Genomic DNA, 26188 nt, shown 5'->3' with positions numbered 1-26188 from the left:
CCGCGAACTCCAACCGGTCTTGGGCTTCCCGCTCCGAGAGGTGCAGCAGGGCGGCGACCTCAAGATAGGCGAACTCCTCACCGGCGGTGGCGGTGGCGTAGGCGGCCAGCTCAGCCAACTCCCGCGCATGGGCCCGCGCCGCCGTCAGGCGGTGCTGGGCCGCGCGTCGCAGCAGATCAGCCGTGGGGAACATGTGTTTGATTCTACCGACCACACCCGTGCCGATCATGCCGGTGAGCTGCACACTTTCGAGTGATCCCCCCGGGGTGACCAACAACGGCAGTGCGGGAGAACGACGTCGGTGCACGGCTGTGGGCAGGCCCCCAGCCCCACAACCACGCACCCCGAGGGGCTGTCCACAGTCGTGCGTCGGAACGCCGGGCCCAGCCCACCCAAAGCGACCACCCCGAGCGTTCCGATGGAATCGGGAACGGCAACCAGGCAACCCCGGAACCGGGAGCCGACACCAGCACCGACGGCAGGGCGGAGCCGGACGGAACGCCGCCACCAGCGCCCGCCCAGCCAACCACCCCGGCGTTCCGGGAGAAACCCGAGCACCACCCCGGCCCCCAAGTGGCAACTCGCCGGGCTGGAAGTGGCGACTCGCCGGGCTGGAAGTGGCGACTCGCGGGGGTTTAGCCGCGGACGACGAAGTCAGCGGGACTTACGGTGGGGAAGACGATGAGCAGTTGGGCGTTGGCAAACAGCGCAGGCGCACCGTCCACTGTGGCCACCACGGTTCGACTCTCCGGCTTCGACCGTTGGAAGATCATGAACGATGCCCGGAAGATGCCGTCGGCGCCGACCACAGCGGTGGCCTTGCCGGGCGCTCCGTTGGTGAACGTCACCGTCACGGTCTTGCCGGGCGGGTAACCCTTGCCGATCACCGTCACGGCCCGGTTGGGTGGCGACACCCCGGGGTTGACCTCAAGGGTGACCGGACCGGCGGAGCCGCGCAGACCGACCAGGTGCGGACCGCCGGGCGCGTTGTCGGTGAACTGGAGGTTCGCCAGACGGTCACCGGGCAGCGTGGGGGAGAACTTGACCGCGACCGTGCACGACCCACCGCCCGGAATCGGCGCGGCCGTGCAGGTGTTGGTGCCGATCGTGTAGTCGCCGGGCGCACCCGGGCCGACCGGGACGACCGACGCGATCAGCAGTGGCTGCTGGCCGCCGTTGGTCACGGTCACCACACCCTCCGGCCCGGTGGACAGCAGGGCCCGCTGCCCGAAGTCGAGCGGCCTCGGGCTGGCCCCGAACTCCGCGGCGCGCGGCACCGGCTTGTCCGTACCCGTCCCGGTCAGGTTCACCGTGATCGGCGTTCGGCTGCCCTGCGCACGAACCTGGAGCTGCGCGGTGCGCGCACCCAGCTGGGCCGGGGTGAACTCCACGGTCACCCCGCAGGTGACGGCCTGGTGCAGGGTCTGGCCCTCGCAGGACTCCCCGAGGATGGTGAAGTCCGAGGCGTTCGTGCCGGCCAATGCGACCGCCTCGATCACCAGCGGTCCGCTGCCGACCTCCTCGATCTCCGCCGTGCGCACCAGGCTGCCGGGCCGCTCGACCTGACCGAAGTCCACGTCGGTGCCGCGCAGACCGGGCGTCAGGGTCCGGACGAAGGCGTCGTCACGGTCGTTGTTGTCGTTCGGGACCAGGTCGGTGGCCGCCGAGTCGAAACCGATCCGGGCGCCGTTGGCGGACAGCGACGGGTTGACGGTCTGCCGGTCGGCGACGCAGGACGCGCCCGCCGGCAGGTTGTTCACGCAGTTGCGCGAGGTGCCGGGACCGGCGAGCGTGCCCGGGACCCGGTCGGCCGGCGCGGAGTTCTGGTCGAGGATCAGGTCGCGCACCACGACCTGGCACCGGGCCCGCTGCACGTTGTCCCTCGGCGGCGGCAGTGCCCCGGCGAGGTTGAGCAGCCGTGGCCCCGCGAAGTCCTCGCTCTGGTTGATGCAGGTGGAGTTGTTGGTGCCCAACGGCCGGTCCACGCCGTCGTGCATGTTCAGGGCGTCGGTGACGAACGCGACGTAGCGGCCGTCGGCGGACACCGCGGGCTCCTGGCCCGTGGCCAGCCCGTTGTCGTTGTCCCGGGACACGATCACCGACCGGGTCACCCGTTTCCCGGGGTAGTCGACGGTGACGGCGTAGACATAGGGCTGGTGGTCGGCGTCGAAGTTCTCCGCGGTGAACACGATCACCGTGCCGTCGAACGAGAGCTCCGGGTCAAAGACGGAGACGCTGCTGTCGACGATGCCGATCGGCTCGCCATTCTCGATGTCGACCCGGGTCGAGACGCCGGTCCGGACATCGGTGGACATGATCGCGTTGAACTGGTCCGGATTGCTGCAGTCGCAGGGCACGTCGAAGATCGCGTGCATCGCGATGAAGTTGCCGTCGCCGGAGATCGCCGGGTCGAACTGGTACCTGAGGATGCCGCCGTCCAGTTCGGACGGGACGGTCTGCACCGGGCCGGGGTCGATCAGGCCCTGGGCGTTCTTGTTCAGAACCCGGGTCCGCAACCGGAAGCCGTCGGTCGACTCGTGCCAGACGATCCGGTCGGCGTTCGCGGACAGCTTCGGTGACGAGACCGACGAGAATCCGCCCGTGGGGTTGGAGGTGAGCCGCTGGCAGCGGTAGTCCATCACCTGCTGCTGGTCCTGGTTGATCCGGAACTCGTCAAAGACACTGTCGTTGTCCGGGTCCCGGTCGCACAGCACGATCGCACTGCCGGTCGTGCCGAACGGCGCGACGTTGGTGGCGAAGGTGGTGAACGCGACGTACCGGCCGTTGGCCGAGATCGTGGGTTCGAAGCTGCCACTGTTCGGCGGCTCCTCGTGCTCGACCCCGACCGGCTGGGCGCGAGCCCCGTTCAGCGACAGCGTCTTCGCGCCGCGCAGCCCGATCACCGGGGGGATGAACAGGCCCCGGCTGATCATCACGGTCCGGCCCCGGGCGAGGTCCCGAACGAAGACGGCGAAGTTGCTGCCGTCACCGGCCGTGGTGGCCAGGCTGGGGTCGAGTGAGCTGCTGCTGACCAGGGCCACGGAGTTCCCGTCGGCCGAGATGGCGCTCGACCCGCCGCCGTTCGCGGCCTGGGCCTCGTCGTCCTGCACCGAGACGCGTTGGGTGGTGCCGGGCGCGACATCGGCGCCCGCCGGGGGCGCGGTCGCGGAGCTGACCAGTAACGCGGCGACGGACCCCGCGACCATCGCGATGGCTGCGACGGTAGCCGGGCTACGGCGACGGAAAGACTTTTCGGGCACGGCACGACCTCCAGGCGTGGTTCACCGCGTGAAACCCTATGGCGAACGCCGTCACCGTAGTGGTTGCCCAAGGGAGGCGGTGTGGACGCCCTCCGTTGCCCCATAGGGCAGTCGTTGTTGCCCGGCCACGCTCCCCCAAGCAGGCTGCGACGATCGCATGCCGGTACGCACACTTCCTTGCCATGGGAGCCACCACGTCGCTGGCGAGTAGGCAGCTGTCCGTAACCCCTGGCGGGTCGGTCGACGCCACCGTCCAGGTGCGAAACAACGGAACGCTCGTCGACCAATTCTCAGTGGACGTCGTCGGCGACGCCAAGGACTGGACCGAGGTCGAACCTCGGATCATGAACCTGATGCCGGGCCAGGAAGGCGCGGTTCAGATCAAGTTCGCTCCACCGCGCAACTCCACCGTGCCCGCCGGCTTCGTGCCGTTCGGCGTGCGGGTGCTGTCCCGCGAGGAGCCGCACGGCTCGGTCGTCGAGGAGGGTTCGGTTCAGGTCGAGCCGTTCACCGACCTCCAGGTCGAGCTGTCGCCGAAGTCCTCGCGCTGCCGCAGCAAGGCGCGGCACGAGGTCGTCGTCGACAACTCCGGGAACTACCCGATGCCGGTGGAACTGGTCGCCAACGACCCGGACGAGCAGCTGAAGATGTCGCTGGACTACAGCACGCTGACCGTCCAGCCGGGCACGTCGGCCTTCCTCAAGCTCACGGTCAAGCCGCACGACCGGTTCCTGAAGGGGGCCGAGCGCCGGCACCCGTTCCAGGTGACCGCGCTGGCCGCCGATGTCCCGCCGACCACGGTGCAGGGCACGGTGGTCCAGCAGCAGCTGCTGCCGAAGTGGTTGCTGCCGGCGCTGATCGCGTTGGTGGCGCTCGCCATTGCCGGGGTCGCGCTGTGGTTCACCGTGGTCAAGCCGACCGTGCAGTCGGCGGCCCGGGAGACGGCCAAGACCGAGGTCGCGGCTCAGCAGGCGGCGATGCAGCAACAGGTGGACTCGGCCGAGCAGAAGGCCGCCGCGGCCGAGCAGAAGGCGGCCGCCGCCGAGCAGAAGGCGGCCACGGGCGGTGGTGGCCCGCCGGCGCCGCCGCCGGTGACCGGCCCGGGTGGTGTGGACATCAGCACCGGCACCACGTTCGACACGCGCATCTCCGCCGAGGTGACCGCGAACCCGAACCCGAACGCGTTCACCAAGATCGACAACGCGGTGCCGGCGGTGCCGGCCGGCAAGACGCTGGTGATCACCGACCTGCTGCTGCAGAATCCGCACGGCGACACCGGAACGATCCGGATCCTGCGCGGCAATGACGTCCTGTACGAGTTCGGCCTGGCCAACTTCCGGGACTACGACTACCACTCGATCGCGCCGCTGACGTTCCCGCCGGACCAGAAGCTGGCCATCGCCGTGAACTGCCAGACGCCGGGGGCACCCGAGCCGGCCACCGGCAAGTGCAAGGTGAGCGCCACCTTCTCCGGCAAGACGTCCGGCTGACGGAAACTCCCAAGCCGCCCCGGGCTACGGCCCGGGGCGGCTGTCATGTATCTCCGGGACTTCAAGCGTTGTGGGCTCACACCAAAAGGAGGTGGGCGGCCCTTGGGGCCGCCCACCTCGGTTCACGCACTCCAGAGAGAAGTCAGATCAGGCCTTCACGAAGGGCGTAGGCAACGGCGTGGGAGCGGTTGCGGAGCTGGAAGCGGTTGGTGACGTCGTGCAGGATGCTCTTGACCGTGCGCTGCGAGTAGCAGAGCTTGTCGGCGATCTCCTTGGTGGACAGCCCCGAGGCGACCAGGCGCAGCACCTCGGTCTCCCGGTTGGTGATCCCGGCCAGGTGCAGGCCGCGCGGTTCGAGCACGTGCCGCTGCAGCCGCGACACCCGGTTGAGCAACCGGCCGAGCAGGTCCGGAGGCAGCGCACCCTCACCGGCGGCGGCGGCCTTGACCAGGCGCACCAGCACGTCCGGGGTGGTGTCCGCACGCCGGGCCACCGCACACACGCCGCCCTCGACGGCGGTCAGGATCTCGGTGTCCTCGAGTTCGCCCGCGACCAGCACGACCCTGGTGAAGCCGCGACACTGCAGGGTGCGCAGCAGTTGTCCGGCCCGGTCGTCGAACCGGTCGGTCACGACCAGCGCGACGGCCTCGGGCGAGGCGTTGTCCTCGTCGACCAGCCACACCTCGGGCCTGGTCCGCAGAGCCATGTGGACCCCATTCTGGAGAATGGGGTCGGTCGCCCTCACGACGACCGGTGTCCGAGTCTGTTCCAACATCTTTCTCTTCCCCGCTTCCGCTTCGCACGCCTAGTCGGCCCCGACCGCCTACGCCCAGCACGCGCCGACTGTGCACCACGAAGGTTGCCCGAATGGGCGTCCCGGGCACATGGGACCGATGTCCCGTTGTTGCCCGACCGGGCAGGGCGTGCTACTAGGACCGGCGGTCCGTCGGGTTCTCGCCGAGCCCGGCCTTGCGGGCCCGGACGATGGCCTGCGCACGGTCGGCGACGTGTAACTTCGTGAAGATGCTCGACACGTGGTTGCGCACGGTTTTCGGGCTCAGCGAAAGGATGCTGGCGATCGCGGCGTTGCTGCGGCCGTCCGCGATGAGCCCAAGCACCTCGCGCTCCCGGGAGGTCAGCTCGGGGAAGACCGGGTCGGAGGCGACCGGCGCGCTGTTGAAGTAGCCGAGCACCCGGGTGGCGATGTCCGGCCCGAAGATCGCCTCGCCGCGGCCGACCGCGTGCACCGCCCGGATGATCTCCTCCTGGCCGGAGCCCTTGAGCAGGTAGCCGCGGGCGCCTGCGCGCATGGCGGCGAACACCGACTCGCTGTCGTTGAACATGGTCAGCACCACCACGCCGGTGCTGGGCCGCACGCCGACGATCTCCCGGGTCGCCTCGATCCCGTCGATGTCCGGCAGGTGCAGGTCCATCACCACGACGTCGGGCTGGTAGGCGCTGGCGGCGCTGACCGCGTCCCGTCCGGTGGCGGCCTCGCCGACCACCTCCACGGTCGGCTCGGCGGCGAGCACGGTGCACAGCCCGTACCGGAACAGCGGGTGGTCGTCGACGACCAGCACCCGCACCTTCCTCGCCGGCGCCCCCGCTTCGGGCTCGGTCACGCCGTCTCCTTCGGTAGCGGCAGGGTGGCGAACACCCGGGTCCCGCCTTCGCGCTCGGCCTCCACCAGGCAGTCACCGCCCAGTTCGGATGCCCGTTCGCGCATGGACGTCAGGCCGACCCCGCCGTCGGTCAGCGCGGACTGCCCGATTCCGATCCCGTTGTCCACCACTTCGATGTGGAGATCATCGTCCACCCACAGCCGAACGGCGCACGACCGGGCCTGGGCGTGCCGGGTGACGTTGGTCAGCGCCTCGCAGATGATCCGGTACGCGGCGACGTCGACCGAGGCGGGCAGCTTGGGCAGCACGGTGGGCACCTCGAGCACGATCGTGACGCCCTCCTCCGACCCGTCGCCCCGGATGGTTCGGCTGGCCAGCGCGCCCGCGTACTCCCGGATCGCCGGGACCAGGCCGATCCGGTCCAGCACCGGGGGGCGCAGGCCGTGCGCGAGCCGGCGGATCTCCACGATCGCCGCCTGCAGCTCGTCGCGCAGCCGGCCGAGCAGGACCCCGGTCGCGGTGTCGTTGCCGATGCTGCGCTGGCTCGCGTCGATGCCCAGCGCCACCGCCGCGAGCGTCGGTCCGACGCCGTCGTGCAGTTCGTGCAGGATGCGCCTGCGCTCCTTCTCCCGGGCCCGGACCAGGCGGTCCCGGCTGCGGCGCAGGTCCCGGGTCAGCCGGGCGGTGTAGACGGCGGCGCCGGCGTGCCGGGTCACCTCGGCCAGCGCGACCCGGTCGCGCCTGCGCAGCACCTCGCGGGGGGTGCGCGGGGCGATCACCAGGTAGCCGACCCGCTCGCCCTGGAAGGTCAGCGGCATCCGGTGCAACTCGCCGGTGGGCGAGCCGACGCTGGCCGCGGTCTCGGTGCGGCCCCGGGCGGAGATCTCGATCGCCACGTACGGCAGTCGCAGCGCCGTGGACACGGTCTCCACGATGGCCGGCAGCATCGCCCCGGGGGTGTGGGTGTTCTCCAGCCGCGAGGCGAGGGTGGACACCACCCGGTACGGGTCGTCGCGGTCGCCGAACAGCCGTTTGTTGATCATCGTCTGGAGCCGGGAGCGCAGCGGCTGCACCAGCACCGCGATCAGCGCGACCACCGCCGCCTGCAGCCACAGCGACTCGATCGGCGGGAACAGCAGCGACAGCATGCCGACCAGCCCGATGTAGAGCCCGACCACCCCGGCCGACAGCGCCGTGTAGGCCAGCGAGCGGCTGACCACCACCTCGATGTTGAGCGCCTGGTGCCGCAGGATCGCCGCCACCAGGGCGATCGGCACCCCGATGAACGGCAGCGCGTGGAACTTCTCCGGCAGCAGCGGCGCCCCGCCGATCATGACCGGCAGCACCCAGATCGCGAGGTAGATCGCCACCCCGCCGCCGAGGGTGGTGGCCAGCCAGCGCAGCGGGCGGCGGATCTGGTCGTCGCCGCAGGCGATGTACTTGTGCACCAGCACGCCGACCACCAGCAGCGGGTAGACGAACAGCGCCGGCAACGCCGGGGAGCCCAGCACGTAGAACCGCTGGACCGGGTCGTCGAGCAGCAGCACCGCGACCCCGGCCGTGACGCCGTAGAGCGCCACCGGCCCCAGGTAGCCCAGCGCCACCAGCCTGCGGAACCGGCTCGGGTAGGTCACCGCCGGGAACGCCAGCGCGAAGTGCAGGATCCCGCCCCACACCAGCGCGAACGCCGACTCGCCGGCGAACCAGCGCCAGAACTGGTCACCGGCGACGAGGTCGAGCGCCTCCAGCGGGAAGTAGCCGGACCCGGACGTCGCGACCACGGCCAGGGTGGACGCGCTCATCGCCGCGTGGGTGGCCGGATCGCGGGGCCGGACCAGGAACACGCCCAGCGCGGTGATGAACAGCAGGGCGGTCACCAGCAGCGTCGGCCAGCCCCGGGCCAGCATGCCGAGCAGCGGGTAGGGCCGCAGCGGCACCTCGACCACGATCCGGTCGGCGCCGCGTTGCACCTCGTAGCGCCGGATCTCGCCGGCGGCGGCCGGCGGCCCGCCCGGCGGTTCGGTCAGCCGTTCGGCCAGCGGCACCCCGTCGACGGCTACGACCCGGTCGCCCGGACGGAGCGGGCCGGCCGGGTCGTAGACCGCCGCGATGATCACGCCGTCGGGGGAGACCGCCGTGTCGCCGACACTGATCGCCGTACCGTCCGACGGGGCGTCCGCTCGCGAAACAAAGCACCATGCAGCCACCCCGAGAAAGGCGATGGTGAGCAAGAGGAGCGAGACGGGTAGCCGTCGCGTCCCCGCCTGGGCGGACACGCCAAGGATCATCTCTCAGTTGTTTGAATTCGGATAGCGTTAAATTCGGGGTTGGTCACCCGGATCCGTTGTGCGTTGCGTCTCATCGGCCGGGGGTTCGTCGGCCGGCTGCGGCGTGGGTTCCGGATCAGCCGGCCGTTCCTGGGGCGGGGGAGGGCTCTCCGGTTGCGCTGCCGCCTGCTGCGGCGCGGCCTCGGGTTGCGCCGCCGCCGGTTGCTGGGGAATGGGTTGGGAGACCGGCTGCTGCACCGGAAATGGCTGTGAGGCGGGATATTGGCCGTGCTGCTGATATCCCGGCGGCGGCGCGCCATAGGGTGCCGGAACTCCGAACCGTGGCGTTTCCGGCTCGACCCGGGACGCGGTCATCCGCCGCCCGGTCAGGGTCAGCAGCAGGGCGATCAGCGCCACCACCGCGGCCCCGCCGGGCAGCCAGATGCCCAGTCCCAGTTGGAAGGTCACGGACTGGTCCTCGTCGAGCTCGCGGTCGTTGACGGCCTCGAGCAGGTCCAACCCGTCCAGCAGTTGGATCAGCACGGCGCCGAACAGCAGGCCGATGCCCAGGGCCGAGGTGGTCCGGGCGGCGGAGACCAGGCCGGCCCGGCGGGTGCCCGCCGCGCTCAGCGCCAGCACGGCGCCGACCAGCAGCAGGGCGGCGGCCGCGACCACCGGCAGGCCGTTGAGGTGAGAGTCCCGGGTGGACCGGTCGATCGAGCCCCGGTCGGTGGTCTGCTCGTCGTACCACCAGGTCTCGTGGACGCCGAAGCTGCCGCTGCCGATCTGCTCGTTGTAGGTCTGGACGTCCTCCAGCAGGCCCCACACCGTGGCGCCGGTGGCGAGCAGGAACAGCACGGCCGCGATGATGCCGCCGACCCATCTCGCGCGCCGGGGCGGCCGGGGTGGCCGGGCCTGCGGCTGCTGGGGACCGTAGTAGTACTGCTGGGCTGGCGGGCTCGGTTGGTAGCCGGGTTGGCTGGGCGGATAACCAGGTTGGCTGGGCTGGTAGCCGGGTGGGGGCGCAGTCACCGGCGCATTGTGTCAGCCGGATCCCGAGCCGTCTTCGGGTTGGTCGAGCTGCCCGATCAGGAAGCGTTTCCCGCCCCCGCGGCTTCCTGTGCACCACTCCTGTGTCCCCGGCGGAGCTGAGCTACTGGGCGCATGACTGAGCTCGTCGTGGCCGGTGCGGCCATCGTGCGCGATTACCACATCTTCGTCGCGCGGCGGTCCCGCCCACAGGCCGTTTCGGGCTACTGGGAGCTGCCCGGCGACCAGGTCGGGCCGGACGAGGACGAGCAGAGCGCGCTGCAGCGCGAGTTCACCACCGAGTTCAGCATCTCGCTGCGCTGCGTCGACCGGATTCTGTCCGACCGCAAGCTGCAGTCCTGGCCGACCGAGGACGGCGAGTCCACCAGCGACGTGACGCTGCGGGTGTGGCGCTGCCAACTGCCCAGCGAGGCGACGCTGGACACGGAGCTGGGCGAGCCGCGGCCGAACATGTACTCCTACGACGAGTCGCGCTGGCTGGACATCGACGACCTGGACGCGGTCGGTCCGTGGCGCGACGCCGACCGGTTGATGGCCGACGAGATCGCCGACTACTACCGCAACGACGACATCTGGCAGATGGCCGATTAGTTACGTTCCGGGTTGGCCCGCTCCCGCGGACTGGTTGCGTTCGCGAACGTCACGTTCCGCGTGCGCGTCCCTCTACTTCTGTTGCGGGGGTCGGGCCGAGCGAGGGCCGGTCCGACCTCCGTCGCCAAGCCCGCCGGCCGAGCGGTAGCGCTCGCGCACCATCGCCTTCCACTCGTCGAGCAGGGCCGAGCGGCGGCCCGGGTCGCCGCCGAGCATCGCGTCAAGGGCCAGGCCCCGGGTCAGGTTCACGCTGAGCAGCAGCAGCTTCTCCAGCAGCTTGGCGTCGGTGTCCGGACCGGCCGCCTGGCGGTAGAACTCCAGCGTCGCGTGGCCGAGCGCGCGGTCGACCGGCAGCAGCACCGCGCGTAGCTCGGGATCGGTGCGCGCGGCCACCCACAGCTCCATCGCCGCGGTGGACAGCGTGCCGGAGTAGGACTGCCAGAGCAGGTCGACCGCGGCGGTGATCCGCTCCGGCCCGGCCGGCAGCGCCTCGGTGGCGTGGTGAACCTGCTGGCTGAGCCGGGCGAAGAGGTGCTGCAGGGCGGCGGCCATCAGCTCGGCCTTGGTGGTGAAGTGGTGCTGCTGGGCGCCCCGGGACAGCCCGGCGCGTTGGCAGATCTCCTGCACCGTGGTGCGCGCGTAGCCGAGCTCGACCAGGCACTCGATGGTCGCCTCGAGCAGCAGTTCCCGAGTGCGTTCGCTGCGCTCGGCCTGGGTTCGGTGTCGCTTGATGTACATTCTGAGCAGACTTTACATGCCGTCCGGATTGTTTTTCAGGAGGTCTCGTGACGTTCACCCAGCGATCCTCATGGCTCACCGACGACCTCGACGCCTTCCGAGACCTCGCGCACACCTTCTGCCAGAAGGAGCTCGCGCCGCATCAGGAACGCTGGGCCCAGGCCAAGCACGTGGACCGGGAACTGTGGAACAAGGCGGGCGAGGTCGGGCTGCTGTGCCTGTCCATCCCGGAGGAGTACGGCGGCGGTGGCGGCACCTTCGCCCACGAGGCGATCCTGCTCGAGGAGCAGGCCAGGGCCGGCGACGAGGCCTGGGGCAACGCCGTGCACAGCGGGATCGTCGCGCACTACATCGCCGGGTACGGCACCGAGGAGCAGAAGCGGCGCTGGCTGCCGTCGCTGGCCAGCGGCGAGTTGGTCGGCGCGATCGCGATGACCGAGCCAGGCACCGGGTCGGACCTGCAGAACATCAAGACCAGGGCGGTCCGCGACGGCGAGCACTACGTGCTCAACGGCTCGAAGACGTTCATCACCAACGGCGCGCAGGCCGGGCTGGTGATCGTGGTGGCCAAGACCGACCCGGGCGAGCAGGCCCGCGGCGTGTCGCTGCTGGTGGTCGAGACCGAGGGCGCCGAGGGGTTCCGGCGCGGCCGGGTGCTGGACAAGATCGGCATGCACGGCCAGGACACCTCCGAGCTGTTCTTCGACGACGTCCGGGTGCCGGCCGAGAACCTGCTGGGCTCCGAGGAAGGGCAGGGTTTCGTCCAGCTCATGCAGCAGCTTCCGCAGGAGCGACTGCTGATCGGGGTGACGGCGGTGGCCGGGATGGCGGCCGCGGTGGAGCTGACCATCCGCTACACCAAGGAACGCACCGCGTTCGGCCGGGAGATCTTCGGCTTCCAGAACACCAAGTTCACCCTCGCCGAGTGCGCCACCGAGGTCGCGGTGAGCAAGGCGTTCCTGGACCAGTGCATCGAGCGGCACCTGCGGGGCGAGTTGGACGTGTCCGGGGCGGCGATGGTCAAGTGGTGGACCACCGACCGGATGTCCCGGGTCGCCGACGAGTGCCTGCAACTGTTCGGCGGCTACGGGTACATGAGCGAGTACCCCATCGCGCGGATGTGGACCGGCGCCCGGGTCGGCCGGATCTTCGGCGGCACCAACGAGATCATGAAAGAGATCATCTCCCGAACCCTGTAGGAGGACCGCCGTATGGCCAGTGGGCCGCTCACCGGGCTGCGGGTGGTGGAGCTGGTCGGGCTCGCCCCGGCCCCGTTCGCCACCACCATGCTCGCCGACCTCGGCGCCGAGGTGATCCGGATCGACCGGGCCAAGCCGGGCGCCGACGTGCTCAGCTTCCCCAACGACCCGCTGACCCGCAGCCGGCGCTGGGTCGGCCTGGACACCAAGTCCGCCGAGGGCCGGGACCTGGCGCTGCGCCTGATCGACCGGGCGGACGTGCTGATCGAGGGCTTCCGGCCGGGCGTCACCGAGCGGCTCGGGCTCGGGCCGGCCGACTGCCTGGCCCGCAACCCGGGGTTGATCTACGGCCGGATCACCGGGTGGGGGCAGGACGGCCCGCTCGCGCACGCCGCCGGGCACGACATCAACTACATCGGGCTGGCCGGCGCGCTGGAACCGATCGGGCGGCCGGGGGAGCGGCCGGTGCCGCCGATGAACCTGATCGGCGACTTCGGCGGCGGCGGTCTGCTGCTGGCCATGGGCATCCTGGCCGCGCTGGTCGAGCGGGCCGGCTCCGGGCGGGGCCAGGTGGTCGACGCGTCCATGGTGGACGGTGCGGCGCTGCTCACCACGGCGTTGCACGGCTTGAAGAACATCGGCCTGTGGAACCGGGGGCGCGGCGAGAACATGCTCGACGGCGGCGCCCCGTTCTACGACACCTACGAGACCGCCGACGGCCGCTACGTCGCGGTGGGCGCGATCGAGGAGCGGTTCTGGGGCGACCTGGTGCGGGTGCTCGGCCTCGAGCCGGCCGACGTCTCCGGCCGGTTGGATCCGGCCCGGTGGCCCGAGGTCCGGGCGAAGGTCGCCGCCGTGATCCGGACCCGGACCCGGGACGAGTGGGAGAAGCTCGCCGCGGGCACCGACGCGTGCCTGACCCCGGTGCTCACCCCCGAAGAGGCCCGCACCCACCCGCACAACGTCGCCCGCCGCACGTTCGTCGAGGTGGACGGCCACGCCCAGCCGGCCCCCGCGCCCAAGTTCGGCCGGACCCCGGCGGCCGCACCGCGGGCGCCCCGCACGCCCCGCTCGGACACCACCGAGGTGCTCACCGAGCTCGGCGTGCCGGGCGACGAGATCGACCGGCTGCGCGCGGCGGGCGTGATCGCCTAGGCCGGGAACGAGCCGTGGCGGCCGGCGCCCGCGGTGAAGCGGGCGGCGCCCTCGAGGGCTTCACCGAGGGTGCGCACGCCGCCGTCGAACTCCTGGCGCAGGGCGTCGGGCTCGGGGAGGGACCACTGGGTCAGGGCCGAGGCGCGGTCGGCGCGCATACAGGTCTGGGGGAAGCGGGCGATCTCGGCGGCGAGTTGCTCGGCGGCGGCGCGGGCCTGGCCCGCGGGGACGACCCGGTTGGCCAGGCCGATGGCGAGCGCCTCCGGCGCGTCGACGGGGCGGCCGGTGAGGATCATGTCCAGGGCCCGGCTCTGGCCGATCAGGCGGGGTAGCCGCACGGTGCCGCCGTCGATCAGCGGGACACCCCAGCGGCGGCAGAACACGCCGAACACGGCGGTCTCGTCGGCGACCCGCAGGTCACACCAGAGGGCGAGTTCCAGCCCGCCGGCCACGGCCGGCCCGTTGACCGCGGCGACGACCGGCTTGGACAGCCGCATCCGGGTCGGCCCCATGGGGCCGGGGCCGTCGGGCGCCGCCCGGTTGCTCCGTTCGGTGCCGAGCGCCTTGAGGTCGGCGCCGGCGCAGAACGCCGGGCCGACGCCCGCCAGCACCGCGACGAGCGCCTCGTCGTCGGCCTCGAACCGCTCGAACGCCGCCACGAGCGCCGCGGCGGTAGGCCCGTCAACGGCGTTGCGCGCCTCCGGGCGGTTCAACAGGACGGTGAACACCGGGCCGGACCGCTCGACGGCAACGCAGTCGATCATTTGAGCGTGTCTCCTTGGGTGCTCGGGTGGGGAACCCATAGAGTGGTGTGCGTGATGGTGTACTCACCGTAAGGTGGGTGCCTCGACCGGACGTCGGGGGACGCGCGGGGTAGCAGTGGACGGAGTGTGCAATGGACGTCAAGAAGATCCTCACCATCGTCGTGGCGGCCATCGTGTTGTTCTACGTGATCACCCAGCCGGCCGCGGCCGGGCAGGCCGTGCAGGACATCCTTGGCTGGTTGAGGGAAGGCGCGGAGGCGATCATCACCTTCATGCGCAACATCTTCGCCTGACACGTTGAGTGACCAACCATCCACCCAAAATGATCTACAGTGGACCGTTCGGGTGCTTTGCCCGCACGTCTGCCCACATCCTGGGTTCCGTCTCGATTCAGATCTAGCAATCTTGCCTCCGGCCCAATACGGTTCACGCAAACATCCAGGGGAGACCTCCGGCGTGACGGCCAGCACCTCGAGGAGGCACGATGCTCGACGACCCCGGGGTCGACGCTCTGTTACGGCAATGGACGGCGGAGCGCACGCAGGACGCCGAGTCCGAGGAGATCAACCGGATCGCCTCGGAGTGGCTCGCTGAAGCGCCCATCCCCCAACCGGGTATCCCCGGACAGCGGCCCCGTTCCGGCGCGGCGACCTGGGCTCCGGTCCAGGGCGCGGACCCGCGGTTCGTCGCCGCGATGCGCAAGCGGCTGCCCGACGTGCCACCGGACCTGATCGCCGCGGCGGCCGGCTGGTGGCAGATGGTGGGCGGGCTCGCCGAGGCCACCGAATGGTGGGACGCCGGCATCAGCCCCCTGGACCAGCGGGCGCTGGACTACCGGGCGGCCGGGCTGTCCCCGTCCGACCTCAGCCGCCGGCTCGGACCCCTGACCGTGCTCGATCACCTGCGCCGGGGCAGCGCCCCCGCGTGGTGCGTGGCCCGGCTGCAGCGCCAGCAGCGGCGCGACGGCGTGGCCTGACCGGCCGTAACGTCCCGCCGCCGGTCTCGTTGACCTCGATGTGCGCCTCCTCGGCCGGTTGACCCTGGTACTCCTCGCGGTGGTGCTCGCCGCGGCAGGGTTCTGGCTGCTCCGGTTGACCACGGCGCCCGCCGACCGTCCCGCCGCGGACGCGCCGGCCTGGAACGTGCCGGCCGTGCAGGTCGAGCCGGGCTCGGCGGCGCCGGCCGACCTGACCGAACCTCGTCCGCAGGCCGGGACCGCCGGCGCCGACCCGTTGCGGGCCTGGGCCGACCGGATGGCCGGCCCGACCGGGATCCCGGCCCGGGCGCTGCTCGCCTACGGCAACGCCGAGATCGTGCTCCGGTCCACCGGCCCGGGCTGCCGCCTGTCCTGGGCGACGCTGGCCGGGATCGGGCGGGTCGAGTCCAACCACGGCCAGTACGGCGGAGCGACGCTCGGCGCGGACGGCCGCCCGTCGAAGCCGGTGATCGGCGTCCCGCTGGACGGCTCGGCCGGCGTGCGTGCGGTGCCGGACACCGACGGCGGCGCGCTGGACGGGGACGCGGCACTGGACCGCGCGGTCGGCCCGATGCAGTTCATCCCGTCCACCTGGCGGGCCTGGGCCGCCGACGGGAACTCGGACGGCCGGGCCGACCCGCAGCAGCTCGACGACGCCGCGCTGTCGGCCGCCCGCTACCTGTGCGCAGGCGGGCGTGACCTGGCCACCGGCGCCGGCTGGTGGGCGGGGGTGCTGTCCTACAACAACTCGGTGCCCTACGGCCAGAAGGTCTTCGGCCTGGCCGACGGTTACGCCCGCACCGCTGCGGCCATGGCCTGAGACCGGGTGTTAGCGTCGGGTCGTGCGCGGCAGCCTGATCACTCCACGCCGGCTGGCGATAGTCGGGGTGTCGGTGCTGGCGTTCGTGCTGTGTCTGGGACTCGCCTGGTGGCAGTGGGAGCGGTTCGAGTCGGCGACCGGAAGCTGGCAGAACCTGGGGTACGTCCTGCAGTGGCCGCTGTTCGGGTTGTTCCCCGCGTTCCTGTTCTGGCGGCTGCGGCGGTTGCGTCGGCAGCACGACGCGGAACCGGCACCGAGGCCCGAGCCGAAACCCAGCGCTCCCGCGCCGGTGGCCGGGCCGCCGGACGAGGACGACGACGAGTTGGCCGCGTACAACCGCTACCTTGCCGCACTGAACGCCCGAGACCAGCAGGAGAGAAGACGATGACCGAACCGCCGGTGCTCTCCGACGAGGAGCACCCCGCCCAGGCGGTGCCCGCGGCCGGAGTCCGGGGCGCTCTGGCGCGGTTCCGGGTGATGGCCTACGTGGTGGGCGTCGGCCTGCTCGCCCTGTGCACCGCCATGATCCTCGACTACGGCTTCGGCCAGGAGCAGTACACGAAGATCATCGGCCCGGTGCACGGCTTCCTCTACATCCTGTACTTCCTGGCCACGGTGGACCTTGCGCTGAAGGTCCGCTGGCCGGTGCGGCGCGTGCTGCTGGTGCTGGTCGCCGGGATGATCCCGTTCGTGTCGTTCATCGCCGAACGCAAGGTCACCGGCGAGATCGCCGGTGCCTGACATCGATCCCGCGGCGGTGGTGGCCGCCTGCCGGGCCGCGCACGAGCGTGTCCTGGCCACCGCCAAGGCCGTCACCGACGAGGTCGCGCGGCAGCCCAGCCGGTTACCGGACTGGACTGTCGGGCACGTCCTGACGCACATCGCCCGCAACGCCGACGGCCACGCGCACCGGCTGTCCGGGGCGCTGCGCGGCGAGGATCTGGCCCGCTACCCGGGCGGGATGTCCCAACGGGACCAGGACATCGAGGACGGCGCCGGCCGGCCGGCCGGCGAGCTCGCCGCCGACGTCGCGGACTCTGCCCGGCGGCTGGAAGAGGCCTGGGACCGGTGCGCGGCGGCCGGCTGGCCCAACGATCATTTCCTGGGCGACGACAGGTTCCCGATCAGCGGCAGCCCGCTGCGCCGGCTGCGCGAGGTCGAGATCCATCACGTCGACCTCGGCCTCGGCTACGAACCGGCCGACTGGCCGGACTTCTACCTGGACTGGGAGTTGGCGCACGCGCTCAAGCGCCTGCCCGGGCGGTTGTCCGGTCCGGACTCGCGCCGGCTGCTCGCCTGGCTCACCGGCCGCGCGGAGCTGCCGGCCGACATCGAACTCGGACCCTGGATGTAGCCATGAACGCACCGATCCGGCTGTACATGTCGATGTCGCTGGACGGCTTCATCGCCGGACCGGACGACCGTGCCGGGCAGGAGCTCGGCCGCGACGGGGGGCGGTTGTTCAACTGGCTCGACGACCGGCTGTCCCCGGGCATCAACGGGCAGGTGTACGGCGAGGCGATGGCGACCGGCGCCGTGATCTCCGGGCGGCGCACGTTCGAGCTCGCCGGCCGATGGCAGGGCGACCACCACGACGGCGTGCCGATCCACGTGCTGACCCATCACATCGACGAGGGCGATGAGCCGCCGGGCAGCGCGAAGTTCTATACCGATGTCCTGGCCTGCGCCACCGATGCCCGGGCCGCCGCCGGTGATCGTGCCGTGCTGGTGCACGGCGCGGGCGCGGCACACGCGTTGTTGAACGCCGGCCAGCTCGACGAGCTGGAGATCCACCTCGTTCCGGTCCTGTTGGGCGGCGGCCGCCGGCTGTTCGAGGACAGGGCCGGCGACCACGTCGAACTGGAGCTCGTCCGGCGCCTCGAGGGCCGCGACGCGACCCACCTGCGCTACCGGGTTCGTCGCTAGGCGCCGATCCCGGTGAGGGAGCGGACCTCCATCTCGGCCTGCTTGGCGGGGTCGGCGCGGTCGGTCTTGCTCAGCACGGTGCCGAGGTAGCCGCACAGGAACGAGAACGGGATCGAGATGATGCCCGGGTTGGTGAGCGGGAACAGATGGAAGTCGACCCCGTGCACCATCGAGCTCGGTGCGCCGGACACCAGCGGCGAGAACAGCACCAGGACCAGACAGCAGCTCAGCCCGCCGTACATCGCCCACAGCGTCCCGCTGGTGTTGAACCGCTTCCAGAACAGCGAGTAGAGCAGGGTGGACAGGTTGGCCGACGCGGCGAACGCGAAGGCCAGCGCCACCAGGAAGGCCACGTTCTGGCCGTTGGCCAGGATTCCGCCGATGATCGACAGTCCACCGATGATCACCGCGGTGCGCCGGGCGACCCGGACCTCCTGGGCGGAGTCGGTGCGGCCAGGCCGGAAGATGTTGGCGTACACGTCATGCGCGAACGACGCGGACGCGGTGATGGTCAGCCCGGCGACCACGGCGAGGATCGTCGCGAAGGCCACCGCGGCCACGACCCCGAGCAGGACCGTGCCGCCGATCTCGAAGGCGAGCAGCGGGGCCGCGGAGTTCTCCCGCCCGGTCGAGGCGAGGATCCGCTCCGACCCCACCAGGGCCGAGGCGCCGTACCCGATCACCAGCGTGGCCGCGTAGAAGACGGACATGGCGAACACGGCCCAGACCACCGACCGGCGCGCCTCCCGCGCGTTGGGCACCGTGTAGAACCGCATCAGCACGTGCGGAAGCGCGGCGGCGCCGAGGATCAGCGCCAGGGACAGCGAGATGAAGTCCAGCTTGCCGATCGGTGTCTTGCCGTACTGCCCGCCGGGTTCGAGCAACCGCTCGCCCTTGGCGCTGTTGTGGGCCGCCTCGTCGAGCAGGCTGGAGATGCTGAACCCGAACTTGCCGAGCAGGAACACGGTCATCAGCACGACGCACAGCACCAGCATGGCCGCCTTGATGATCTGCACCCAGGTGGTGCCCTTCATCCCGCCGACCAGCACGTACAGGATCATGATGAGCCCGACGCCACTGATCACCAGCGCCTGCCCGCCCTTGTCGTGCACGCCGAGCAGCAACGCGACCAGACCGCCGGCGCCGGCCATCTGGGCCAGCATGTAGAACAGCGAGATGACCAAGGTGGACGTCGCGGCCGCGGCGCGCACCGGGCGCTGCCGCATCCGGTAGGCCAGCACGTCGCCCATGGTGAACCGGCCGGTGTTGCGGACCAGTTCGGCGACCAGCAGCAGGGCGACCAGCCAGGCCACCAGGAAGCCGATCGAGTAGAGGAACCCGTCGTAGCCGTGCACCGCGATGGCACCTGCGATGCCGAGGAAGGACGCGGCGGACAGGTAGTCGCCGGTGATCGCGATGCCGTTCTGCGACCCGGTGAACGCGCTGCCGGCCGCGTAGTAGTCGGTGGTCGAGGAGTTGCGGTTGCTGACCCGGTAGACGACGAACAGAGTGATCACCACGAACGCGGCGAACACCATGGTGTTGAGGGCGGGGCTGCCCGTGATGCCGGTCGCCGTGATCATTTGTCGGCGATCCCGGAGCGGGCCCGGATGAGCCGCACCTGCGGGTCGATCCGGCGCCGGGCGTAGCGCTGGTAGGCGATGGTGATCGCGATGGTGGAGGCGAACTGGAGCAGGCCGAGCACCAGGCCGACGTTGATCGAGCCGATCACCTTGATGCCCATCAGCCCCCGGGCGTAGACGGTGAGCAGCACGTAGGTCAGGTACCAGACGAAGAACAGCGCGCTGACCGGAACGACGAAGGCCCGGAACCGGTGTCTGAGCTCGCCGAACTCTGCGCTTCCGTGGATCCGGATGAAGTCCGGACGCGCATTTTCCGGGTGCTCGGGCGGTATGCGGTCGATTCCGCCGAACGCCGGGGCGCCCGTCTGGATCGCCGTCGGGAGTGGTGCCACGTCGGTCATCCGATCCTCGCCTGGATTGAAGAATGCTTTGTCCTGGCGCGACATAGTAACCACGGGTGGGCAGAACGCATAATGTCGGACCGGTGCCTCGATGGCTTCACACGTCCAGGTGAACTTATGCGCGACAATCCGTAGCGAAACTCGGCGATAATAACCGAGGGAGCGAATTTCAGAAGCCGCCGGGCGGAACTGTCGATCAGGCATAACCGCAGTTCACGGTAGGTGCGCCGGGCCCTGTGCCGACGCCGGGAGGCGGCCAGGTGAATCGTTTCCGAACGGCTCGGACCGAGGTAGCCCGATCGCGCTATCAAGGCAAGATGATCATGACACATCGTAGAAAGGTGCTGATCTTTGCCCGCACCTCGGCCCGCTTCCCAACGCCGCACCGGCGTTTTTGTGACCACTTTCCCTGGTCGCACGGCACTTTTTGAATTGTCGTGACGATCATCTGCGGCTATGTACGATCGACCCTCGGATCTCGCCCGCCACGGACGCAGCACCCCAGTTCTTCCACGGCGGATCAGCATTGCCCGACAACGCCATCACGCATCGACGGCCGCGGAGGATTCACGCGTGACAGAGACCATAGGACCCAGCATTTCCCGAGCGGAGAAGCCGCCCGATACCGAGGACTACGTGCCCGGCCGGGAGCCGTCTCTGCTCCGGCTGCTGCTCAACTGGCGGGACTGGAACATCCCGACCAAGCTCGCCGCGGTCACCCTGGTCCCGGTCGTGTTCGCGATCGTGCTGGGGGCCATGCAGATCGGCGACCAGGTGGACCGGGCGGACTCCTACCGGTGGGTGGACCGCCTGGTCGAGGTGAACGAGCAACTGCGTCCGCTGACCGACGGACTGCAGCGCGAGCGCACCGCGACGACGGCGCTGCTCGCCATGGGCCAGGGCAACATGGGCACGCTGTCCGGGGAACTGGCCGACGAGCAGGACATCGTCAACACCGCCCTGCAGGCGACGGTCCGGGCCGCCGGCCGGGCCAGCTTCCACACCGAGATCACCAAGGCCCGGTTCGGCGAGGTGAGCGCCCAGCTCGGTGAGCTCCCCGTCCTGCGCCGAGAGGTCGCGGCCGGACGGGTCGACGCTCCCAACGCGCTCACCGGTTACACGGTGATCATCAACTCCCTGCTGAACTTCAACCGCGCGGCGGCCGCCGAGGTGCTCGACCCGGCGCTGGCCAGCACCGCGGTCGCGCTGCACGACCTCGAGGTGGCCAAGGAGGAGATCCGTTACCAGCAGGCGCTGGTCGGCCTCGGGCTGGCCAACGGCAGGTTCGCGGAGGAGCAGCTCGGCGCGCTGCACGCCTCCCAGGCCCGGCTGTCCGACCGGCTCGCCGAGTTCCGCACCGACGCCAACCTGGCTCAGCAGCAGGACTTCTCCGGCAAGGTCAACGGCTCGGGCGTGGCCGAGCGGGAGAACCTCGTGCAGGTGGCGATGTCCTCGGCGCCCGGCCACCCGCTGGAGATCGACGGCGCGACCTGGCACGCCAGCTCCGACGACGCCGCGGACCGGACGGCAGCGGTGACCGCAACCCTGGGCACCCAGATCGAGCGGCGATCCGGCGCACTGCAGGACGAGGCGAGCAACGGCGCCGGACTGGCCTCGGTGCTCCTGCTGATGGCGCTCGTCGTCGCGGTGGCCGTGATGATCGTGATCGGCCGGCACCTGCTCGGCTCGCTGAACGTGCTGCGCACCAGCGCCCTCGACGTCGCCGAGCACGGCCTGCCCCGGGCCGTGGAACGGATCAGGGACAGCGGCGGAGTGCAGGAGCCGGTGGTGGAGCCGGTTCCGGTCCGCTCGGCCGACGAGGTCGGGCAGGTCGCCAGGGCGTTCGACGCCGTGCACCGGCAGGCGCTGCGGCTGGCCACGGAGCAGGCCGGGCTGCGGGCCAGGTACGGCGACGTGTTCGTCAACCTTTCCCGGCGCAGCCAGGGCCTGGTGCAGCGGCAGCTGCAGCTGCTCGAACGGCTCGAGCGCGACGAGGAGGACCCGGAGCAGCTGGCCACCCTGTTCCAGTTGGACCATCTCGCCACCCGGATGCGCCGCAACAACGAGAACCTGATGGTGCTCTCCGGCGCCGAGCCCGGCCGGCGCAACCAGCGCCCCGCCCCGATCGCCGACCTGCTGCGCGCGGCGGTGTCGGAGATCGAGCAGTACCAACGGGTTTCCCTGCTGCCGCCGCCGGACGTGCTGATCGTGGGGTACGCGGTCGGTGACCTCGTCCGGTTGGTCGCCGAACTGCTGGACAACGCCACGGCCTTCTCCGCGCCGGGCACGCAGGTCACGATCGCCAGCCATTCGTTCGAGGACGGCACCGTCTGCGTGGCGATCCTCGACGAGGGCATCGGAATGAGCGAGGCCGAACTGGCGGCAGCGAACGCCAAGCTCGCCAACGCCGGCACGGTGGACGTGTCCACGTCCCGCCGGATGGGCCTGTTCGTCGTGGGCCGGCTGGCCAGCCGGCACGGCGTCGAGGTCTCGCTGCACGGCGGCAAGAACATCCAGGGCGTGCGGGCGACCGTGACGCTGCCGGCCGACCTGGTGACCACCACCCGCCCGGAACAGCCGACCGCGGCGTTCCCGGCGCCCACCGGCTATCCCGAGCCACCGGTGTACCCGGACGGCCTGGTCAACGGATCGGCCAACGGCGCCGCCCACCACCCGCAGCCCGACCAGGTCAACGGCTTCGCCCAGGATCAGGGCACGCTGCCGCGCCGGCGCTGGCCGGCCGCGCAACCCGACGAACCGCCCCCGGTCAACGGCGTCTCGTTCGAAGTGGACGCACCGGAACCGGTGGAGCGCCGGCCGGAACCGCCGGCCGTCGAGGACCACGAGCTCCCGCGCCGGGTGCCCGGACAGTTCGCTCCGCCACCGGACCTGGAGGCCGGTCCGGTCGAGCGGATACCCGAGCCGGACAGCGACTGGTGGTCCGTCGACCCGCAGCCGGCTCCGCCACCGCTGCCGGTCGAGAACACCCCGATCTTCGACGAGATGATCTCGGCCTGGTTCCGGTCGATCAGTGACCACACCGCCGACGAAAGCTGGAACTTCGCCGCGGATGTGGGATTCCAGGCCGCGCAGGAGATCTCCCAGTCCCAACCGGACGACTTCACCGACAGCGGGCTGCCCCGGCGCAAGCCCCGGCAGAACCTCCTGCCGGGCAGCGCCGGCCGGTCCAGCCCGCAACCGGACGGGGGCGCCGCGGACGAGCGGCCGGCCGACGGCGCCCCCGACTCCGACGCGGCAGTCGCGGAGGCGATCGCCCGGATCGTCGCGGAGCCGGTCGGTGTACCGCTCATCGCCGAGCCGAACGGCACCCGGTTGCCCGCCGCACCTGCCGAAGTCACCGCGGGCGGCCTGCCGCGCCGGATGCCGAGGGCGACCCAACCCGCCGCCGCCGTCGAGGACGGCAGCCACGGCGGGGGCAACCGCCGGCCGCAACTGGACCGTGCGGTCGAGCTACGCAGCCGGCTGGGCAACCTCCAGCGCGGTCTGAGCAAGGGCCGGCGCAGCGTCGGCGGCCGGCCGCGGACATCAGGGGACGAGATCGCCGCAGGCGCCGGTCCCGTCCAGGACGACAAGGAGAGTGAATGACATCGGCGCAGGCGCAACCGAACCAGTTCGGATGGCTGGTCAACGACTTCGTTGCGCGTATTCCCGGCGTCGCCCACGCCGTGGTCGTCTCCGCGGACGGCCTCGTGCTGACCAGTTCGGTCGGACTCCCGCCGGACCGCGCCGACCAGCTCGCGGCCATCGCGTCCGGCTGCGTCAGCCTGGCCAAGGGGGCGGCGCAGTGCTTCGAGGCCGGCGACGTCCGGGAGACCATCGTCGAGATGGAACGCGGAATCATGCTGCTGATGGCCATCAGCGACGGGTCCTGCCTGGCCGTGCTCGCCGCGCCGGCCTGCGACATCGGTCAGGTGGCCTACGAGATGACCTTGCTGGTGGACCGCGTCGGCCAGATCCTGGCCCCCGAACTGCGGACCACCGGTCGCATGGTTGGTCAGCCGGCATGAGGCCGGCATGAGTATCGACGAGATCTTCGCCGAGGTCGTCAACGGAATCACCTTCGGCGGCCGGCGACCGCAGCGGTCGGGCGGCGGCGACGACCCGCCCACCCAGCCACTGCCGCCCGACCTGGCCCGGTACGGGCCCGGTCACTTCACGCTGGACCAGGCGCTGGATGTCGAAGGGCTCGCGGTGGACGCCGGGACCGGCGAGGACGCGTCGATCGTGCGGCCGTACTCCTGGACCCGGGGCCGCACCCGGTCCTCGGTTGACCTGCGGATCGAGGCGCTGGTCAGCACGTCGGACCGGGGCGCGAACCTCAACGCGGTAGCCCAGGCCGAGCACCGGGCGGTGGCCGAACTGTGCCGGGAGCCGCGCTCGGTGGCCGAGGTGGCCACGCTGCTGGGCGTGCCGCTCGGCGTCGCCAAGGTCCTGGTCGGCGACATGGCGAGCCTGGGCCTGGTGATCGTGCACCGCACCGCGACCGGCGGTTCCAACAAAGCACACCTACTACTGATGGAAAGGGTCTTGAGTGGACTCCGTCGGCTCTAACGAAACGGACGAATCCACGGCTTCAACGATGACGTCGGTCAAGATCGTCGTCGGGGGCGGCTTCGGCGCGGGCAAGACCACGTTCGTCGGCGCGGTCTCCGAGATCAGACCGCTGACCACCGAAGCCGCCATGACCGAGGCCAGCGCCGGCATCGACGATCTCGACTCGACGCCCAACAAGGCCACCACGACCGTGGCGATGGACTTCGGACGGGTCTCGCTGGAGTCGGATCTGGTGCTCTACCTGTTCGGCACGCCCGGCCAGCAGCGGTTCTGGTTCATGTGGGACGACCTGGTGCGCGGGGCGATCGGCGCGGTCGTGCTCACCGACACCAGACGACTGTCCGACTCCTTCTCGCCGATCGACTATTTCGAGGAACGCCACCTGCCCTACGTCATCGGGCTGAACTGTTTCGACGGGGTGCTGCGGCACGGGGTCGAAGAGGTGCGCGACGCGCTGGCGATCGGGCCGGACATCCCCATCGTGCCGTGCGACGCGCGGGACCGGGAGTCGGTCAAGCAGACCCTGATCACCATGGTCAGCTACGCGATGGACCGGTGGGTGGCCCAGCACGGAGCCCCTGTGCCGTAGCTGCCGGTGCGCGGCCGGAGGCCCGGATCTGTGGCGGCAGGCCATCGTTTGGTCAGGGCGTCACCGCTGGGCAGTGGGGCCTGCCCGCAGATCCGATCCCGCGCACCATTGAAGCAACACTGTGCGCTCGGTCACGTCGCTGTCGGCGGTGGCGGCGGGTTGGGGAAACTCTGCACATGGACCTCACGCTGACCGACGAGCAGACGGCGTTGCGCGACCTCGCGCGGGACTTCATCGATGCCGAGGTCGTGCCGTACGCGGCGGCCTGGGACCGGGCCGAGTCGGTGGACCGGTCGATCGTGGACAAGTTGGCCAAGGTCGGGTTCCTCGGGCTGACCATCCCGGAGAGCTACGGCGGGTCCGGCGGGGACCACCTGGCCTACTGCCTGATGATGGAGGAGTTGGGCCGCGGGGACACCGCGGTGCGCGGCATCGTCTCGGTGTCGCTGGGCCTGGTCGGCAAGACCATCCTGACCTTCGGCACCGAGGAGCAGAAGCAGCGGTGGCTGCCTCGGCTGTGCTCGGGGGAGTCGCTGGCCTGCTTCGGCCTGACCGAGCCGGACACCGGGTCGGACGCGGCCAGCCTGTCCACCCGGGCGGTCCGCGACGGCGACGACTGGGTGATCTCCGGGTCGAAGATGTTCATCACCAACGGCACCTGGGCCGACGTCGCGCTGATCTTCGCCCGGTCCGGCGAGCCCGGCCCGCGCGGCATCACCGCCTTCCTGGTGCCCACCGACTCGCCGGGCTTCGCCCACCGGGAGATCAAGGGCAAGCTCGGGCTGCGCGGCCAGTCCACCGGCGAACTGGTCCTGGACGGCGTGCGGGTGCCGGACAGCGCCCGGCTTTCCGACGAGGGCAAGGGTTTCCGGGTCGCGATGGCGGCGCTGGACAAGGGCCGGATGTCGGTGGCCGCCGGGTGCGTCGGCCTGGCCCGGGCGGCGCTGGAGGCCAGCCTGAAGTACGCGGGCGAGCGCACCCAGTTCGGCCGCCCGATCGCCGGGTTCCAACTGGTCCAGGAGATGCTCGCGGACATGGCGGTCTCCACCGACGCCGCGCGGCTGCTGGTCTGGCGGGTCGCCGATCTGGTCGACCGCGGCCTGCCGTTCTCCACCGAGGCGTCCATGGCCAAGCTCTACGCCAGCGAGAACTCGGTCAACGCGGCCAACCTGGCCATCCAGG

Annotated in this window: 26 protein-coding genes; 16 read left to right on the top strand and 10 right to left on the bottom strand. The window is 70.9% G+C overall.

Going from position 1 to position 26188, the window contains the following annotated elements:
• Both VFO68_RS12395 and VFO68_RS12390 read right to left on the bottom strand, forming a co-directional pair.
• Window positions 1-193: hypothetical protein (locus VFO68_RS12395; protein WP_325158388.1), on the bottom strand; the 193-nt coding region annotated here is incomplete at its 3' end.
• A 442-nt stretch (window positions 194-635) separates the two neighbouring features.
• Window positions 636-3206 (bottom strand): choice-of-anchor D domain-containing protein, encoded by a 2571-nt coding sequence (locus VFO68_RS12390; RefSeq protein WP_325158387.1) that lies wholly within the window; start codon window positions 3204-3206, stop codon window positions 636-638.
• A 236-nt stretch (window positions 3207-3442) separates the two neighbouring features.
• Between VFO68_RS12390 and VFO68_RS12385 the strand changes: the two genes are divergently transcribed.
• A complete protein-coding gene (locus tag VFO68_RS12385) occupies window positions 3443-4750 on the top strand; it encodes a hypothetical protein (protein WP_325158386.1) in 1308 nt (435 codons plus the stop codon).
• A 142-nt stretch (window positions 4751-4892) separates the two neighbouring features.
• Here VFO68_RS12385 and VFO68_RS12380 read toward each other — a convergent pair whose 3' ends face one another.
• The 4 genes from VFO68_RS12380 to VFO68_RS12365 form a co-directional block, all read right to left on the bottom strand.
• On the bottom strand, window positions 4893-5525 hold the full coding sequence (locus VFO68_RS12380) for a response regulator transcription factor (protein ID WP_325158385.1): 633 nt from the start codon (window positions 5523-5525) through the stop codon (window positions 4893-4895).
• Between the two features lie 154 nt (window positions 5526-5679).
• The gene (locus VFO68_RS12375) at window positions 5680-6372 is read right to left on the bottom strand and encodes a response regulator transcription factor (RefSeq protein WP_325158384.1); all 693 of its coding nucleotides are present in this window, start codon (window positions 6370-6372) and stop codon (window positions 5680-5682) included.
• Window positions 6369-8579, bottom strand: a complete 2211-nt coding sequence (locus tag VFO68_RS12370; RefSeq protein WP_325158383.1) for a sensor histidine kinase — start codon at window positions 8577-8579, stop codon at window positions 6369-6371. The genes VFO68_RS12375 and VFO68_RS12370 overlap by 4 nt, the downstream gene beginning before the upstream one ends.
• Before the next feature lie 108 nt (window positions 8580-8687).
• Complete coding sequence (locus VFO68_RS12365; RefSeq protein WP_325158382.1) at window positions 8688-9671, bottom strand: hypothetical protein; 984 nt, start codon at window positions 9669-9671, stop codon at window positions 8688-8690.
• A gap of 132 nt (window positions 9672-9803) precedes the next feature.
• Between VFO68_RS12365 and VFO68_RS12360 the strand changes: the two genes are divergently transcribed.
• On the top strand, window positions 9804-10280 hold the full coding sequence (locus VFO68_RS12360; protein WP_325158381.1) for an NUDIX domain-containing protein: 477 nt from the start codon (window positions 9804-9806) through the stop codon (window positions 10278-10280).
• A gap of 72 nt (window positions 10281-10352) precedes the next feature.
• Here VFO68_RS12360 and VFO68_RS12355 read toward each other — a convergent pair whose 3' ends face one another.
• Complete coding sequence (locus VFO68_RS12355; RefSeq protein WP_325158380.1) at window positions 10353-11018, bottom strand: TetR/AcrR family transcriptional regulator; 666 nt, start codon at window positions 11016-11018, stop codon at window positions 10353-10355.
• Window positions 11019-11065: 47 nt separating this feature from the next.
• On the opposite strand from VFO68_RS12355, the gene VFO68_RS12350 reads away from it, so the two are divergent.
• Window positions 11066-12217 carry an acyl-CoA dehydrogenase family protein gene (locus tag VFO68_RS12350; RefSeq protein ID WP_325158379.1) on the top strand — a complete coding sequence of 384 codons (1152 nt, stop codon included), beginning with the start codon at window positions 11066-11068 and terminating at the stop codon, window positions 12215-12217.
• A 12-nt stretch (window positions 12218-12229) separates the two neighbouring features.
• Window positions 12230-13372, top strand: a complete 1143-nt coding sequence (locus tag VFO68_RS12345; RefSeq protein WP_325158378.1) for a CaiB/BaiF CoA-transferase family protein — start codon at window positions 12230-12232, stop codon at window positions 13370-13372.
• Here the strand turns inward: VFO68_RS12345 and VFO68_RS12340 are convergent.
• Window positions 13369-14136: a crotonase/enoyl-CoA hydratase family protein gene (locus VFO68_RS12340; RefSeq protein WP_325158377.1), complete on the bottom strand. Its 768-nt coding sequence runs from the start codon at window positions 14134-14136 to the stop codon at window positions 13369-13371. The two genes, VFO68_RS12345 and VFO68_RS12340, sit on opposite strands and share 4 nt — an antisense overlap.
• A gap of 131 nt (window positions 14137-14267) precedes the next feature.
• On the opposite strand from VFO68_RS12340, the gene VFO68_RS12335 reads away from it, so the two are divergent.
• The 7 genes from VFO68_RS12335 to VFO68_RS12305 all read left to right on the top strand — a co-directional run bounded on the left by VFO68_RS12335 (window position 14268) and on the right by VFO68_RS12305 (window position 17858).
• The gene (locus VFO68_RS12335; RefSeq protein WP_325158376.1) at window positions 14268-14429 is read left to right on the top strand and encodes a hypothetical protein; all 162 of its coding nucleotides are present in this window, start codon (window positions 14268-14270) and stop codon (window positions 14427-14429) included.
• Window positions 14430-14620: 191 nt separating this feature from the next.
• Complete coding sequence (locus VFO68_RS12330; protein WP_325158375.1) at window positions 14621-15112, top strand: helix-turn-helix transcriptional regulator; 492 nt, start codon at window positions 14621-14623, stop codon at window positions 15110-15112.
• A gap of 58 nt (window positions 15113-15170) precedes the next feature.
• On the top strand, window positions 15171-15932 hold the full coding sequence (locus tag VFO68_RS12325; protein ID WP_325158374.1) for a lytic transglycosylase domain-containing protein: 762 nt from the start codon (window positions 15171-15173) through the stop codon (window positions 15930-15932).
• Window positions 15933-15954: 22 nt separating this feature from the next.
• Window positions 15955-16320, top strand: a complete 366-nt coding sequence (locus VFO68_RS12320; protein WP_325158373.1) for a hypothetical protein — start codon at window positions 15955-15957, stop codon at window positions 16318-16320.
• Window positions 16317-16673 carry a DUF3817 domain-containing protein gene (locus tag VFO68_RS12315; RefSeq protein WP_325158372.1) on the top strand — a complete coding sequence of 119 codons (357 nt, stop codon included), beginning with the start codon at window positions 16317-16319 and terminating at the stop codon, window positions 16671-16673. The genes VFO68_RS12320 and VFO68_RS12315 overlap by 4 nt, the downstream gene beginning before the upstream one ends.
• On the top strand, window positions 16666-17286 hold the full coding sequence (locus tag VFO68_RS12310; RefSeq protein ID WP_325158371.1) for a maleylpyruvate isomerase N-terminal domain-containing protein: 621 nt from the start codon (window positions 16666-16668) through the stop codon (window positions 17284-17286). Before VFO68_RS12315 ends, VFO68_RS12310 begins: the two co-directional genes overlap by 8 nt.
• 2 nt (window positions 17287-17288) lie before the next feature.
• Window positions 17289-17858 carry a dihydrofolate reductase family protein gene (locus tag VFO68_RS12305; RefSeq protein ID WP_325158370.1) on the top strand — a complete coding sequence of 190 codons (570 nt, stop codon included), beginning with the start codon at window positions 17289-17291 and terminating at the stop codon, window positions 17856-17858.
• Here VFO68_RS12305 and VFO68_RS12300 read toward each other — a convergent pair.
• Together VFO68_RS12300 and VFO68_RS12295 are read right to left on the bottom strand one after the other, a co-directional pair.
• Window positions 17855-19441: a cation acetate symporter gene (locus tag VFO68_RS12300; RefSeq protein ID WP_325158369.1), complete on the bottom strand. Its 1587-nt coding sequence runs from the start codon at window positions 19439-19441 to the stop codon at window positions 17855-17857. The two genes, VFO68_RS12305 and VFO68_RS12300, sit on opposite strands and share 4 nt — an antisense overlap.
• A complete protein-coding gene (locus VFO68_RS12295) occupies window positions 19438-19842 on the bottom strand; it encodes a DUF485 domain-containing protein (RefSeq protein WP_325158368.1) in 405 nt (134 codons plus the stop codon). Before VFO68_RS12295 ends, VFO68_RS12300 begins: the two co-directional genes overlap by 4 nt.
• Before the next feature lie 573 nt (window positions 19843-20415).
• On the opposite strand from VFO68_RS12295, the gene VFO68_RS12290 reads away from it, so the two are divergent.
• From VFO68_RS12290 to VFO68_RS12270, 5 genes are all read left to right on the top strand, one after another.
• Window positions 20416-23448, top strand: a complete 3033-nt coding sequence (locus VFO68_RS12290; protein WP_325158367.1) for a nitrate- and nitrite sensing domain-containing protein — start codon at window positions 20416-20418, stop codon at window positions 23446-23448.
• Window positions 23445-23870, top strand: coding sequence for a roadblock/LC7 domain-containing protein (locus VFO68_RS12285; RefSeq protein WP_325158366.1), 426 nt, complete (start codon window positions 23445-23447; stop codon window positions 23868-23870). Before VFO68_RS12290 ends, VFO68_RS12285 begins: the two co-directional genes overlap by 4 nt.
• A gap of 7 nt (window positions 23871-23877) precedes the next feature.
• Window positions 23878-24414, top strand: a complete 537-nt coding sequence (locus VFO68_RS12280) for a DUF742 domain-containing protein (protein ID WP_325158365.1) — start codon at window positions 23878-23880, stop codon at window positions 24412-24414.
• Between the two features lie 28 nt (window positions 24415-24442).
• On the top strand, window positions 24443-25006 hold the full coding sequence (locus VFO68_RS12275) for an ATP/GTP-binding protein (RefSeq protein ID WP_325158364.1): 564 nt from the start codon (window positions 24443-24445) through the stop codon (window positions 25004-25006).
• A 176-nt stretch (window positions 25007-25182) separates the two neighbouring features.
• A partial coding sequence (locus tag VFO68_RS12270) for an acyl-CoA dehydrogenase family protein (protein WP_325158363.1) occupies window positions 25183-26188 on the top strand: 1006 nt, incomplete at its 3' end.

The organism is Actinophytocola sp. (assembly GCF_035712165.1).
Taxonomy (GTDB): Bacteria; Actinomycetota; Actinomycetes; order Mycobacteriales; family Pseudonocardiaceae; genus DASYTH01.
Note: the sequence above shows the minus strand (reverse complement) of the source record. Positions and strands in the feature narration are given on the sequence as shown.

Coding starts and splice junctions, on each gene's coding strand:
- VFO68_RS12280 (WP_325158365.1), top strand. CDS start 23,878: ATGAGTATCGACGAGATCTTCGCCGAGGTCGTCAACGGAATCACCTTC.
- VFO68_RS12355 (WP_325158380.1), bottom strand. CDS start 11,018: ATGTACATCAAGCGACACCGAACCCAGGCCGAGCGCAGCGAACGCACT.
- VFO68_RS12305 (WP_325158370.1), top strand. CDS start 17,289: ATGAACGCACCGATCCGGCTGTACATGTCGATGTCGCTGGACGGCTTC.
- VFO68_RS12345 (WP_325158378.1), top strand. CDS start 12,230: ATGGCCAGTGGGCCGCTCACCGGGCTGCGGGTGGTGGAGCTGGTCGGG.
- VFO68_RS12360 (WP_325158381.1), top strand. CDS start 9,804: ATGACTGAGCTCGTCGTGGCCGGTGCGGCCATCGTGCGCGATTACCAC.
- VFO68_RS12330 (WP_325158375.1), top strand. CDS start 14,621: ATGCTCGACGACCCCGGGGTCGACGCTCTGTTACGGCAATGGACGGCG.
- VFO68_RS12390 (WP_325158387.1), bottom strand. CDS start 3,206: ATGGTCGCGGGGTCCGTCGCCGCGTTACTGGTCAGCTCCGCGACCGCG.
- VFO68_RS12275 (WP_325158364.1), top strand. CDS start 24,443: ATGACGTCGGTCAAGATCGTCGTCGGGGGCGGCTTCGGCGCGGGCAAG.
- VFO68_RS12335 (WP_325158376.1), top strand. CDS start 14,268: ATGGACGTCAAGAAGATCCTCACCATCGTCGTGGCGGCCATCGTGTTG.
- VFO68_RS12295 (WP_325158368.1), bottom strand. CDS start 19,842: ATGACCGACGTGGCACCACTCCCGACGGCGATCCAGACGGGCGCCCCG.
- VFO68_RS12340 (WP_325158377.1), bottom strand. CDS start 14,136: ATGATCGACTGCGTTGCCGTCGAGCGGTCCGGCCCGGTGTTCACCGTC.
- VFO68_RS12380 (WP_325158385.1), bottom strand. CDS start 5,525: ATGTTGGAACAGACTCGGACACCGGTCGTCGTGAGGGCGACCGACCCC.
- VFO68_RS12315 (WP_325158372.1), top strand. CDS start 16,317: ATGACCGAACCGCCGGTGCTCTCCGACGAGGAGCACCCCGCCCAGGCG.
- VFO68_RS12285 (WP_325158366.1), top strand. CDS start 23,445: ATGACATCGGCGCAGGCGCAACCGAACCAGTTCGGATGGCTGGTCAAC.
- VFO68_RS12300 (WP_325158369.1), bottom strand. CDS start 19,441: ATGATCACGGCGACCGGCATCACGGGCAGCCCCGCCCTCAACACCATG.
- VFO68_RS12385 (WP_325158386.1), top strand. CDS start 3,443: ATGGGAGCCACCACGTCGCTGGCGAGTAGGCAGCTGTCCGTAACCCCT.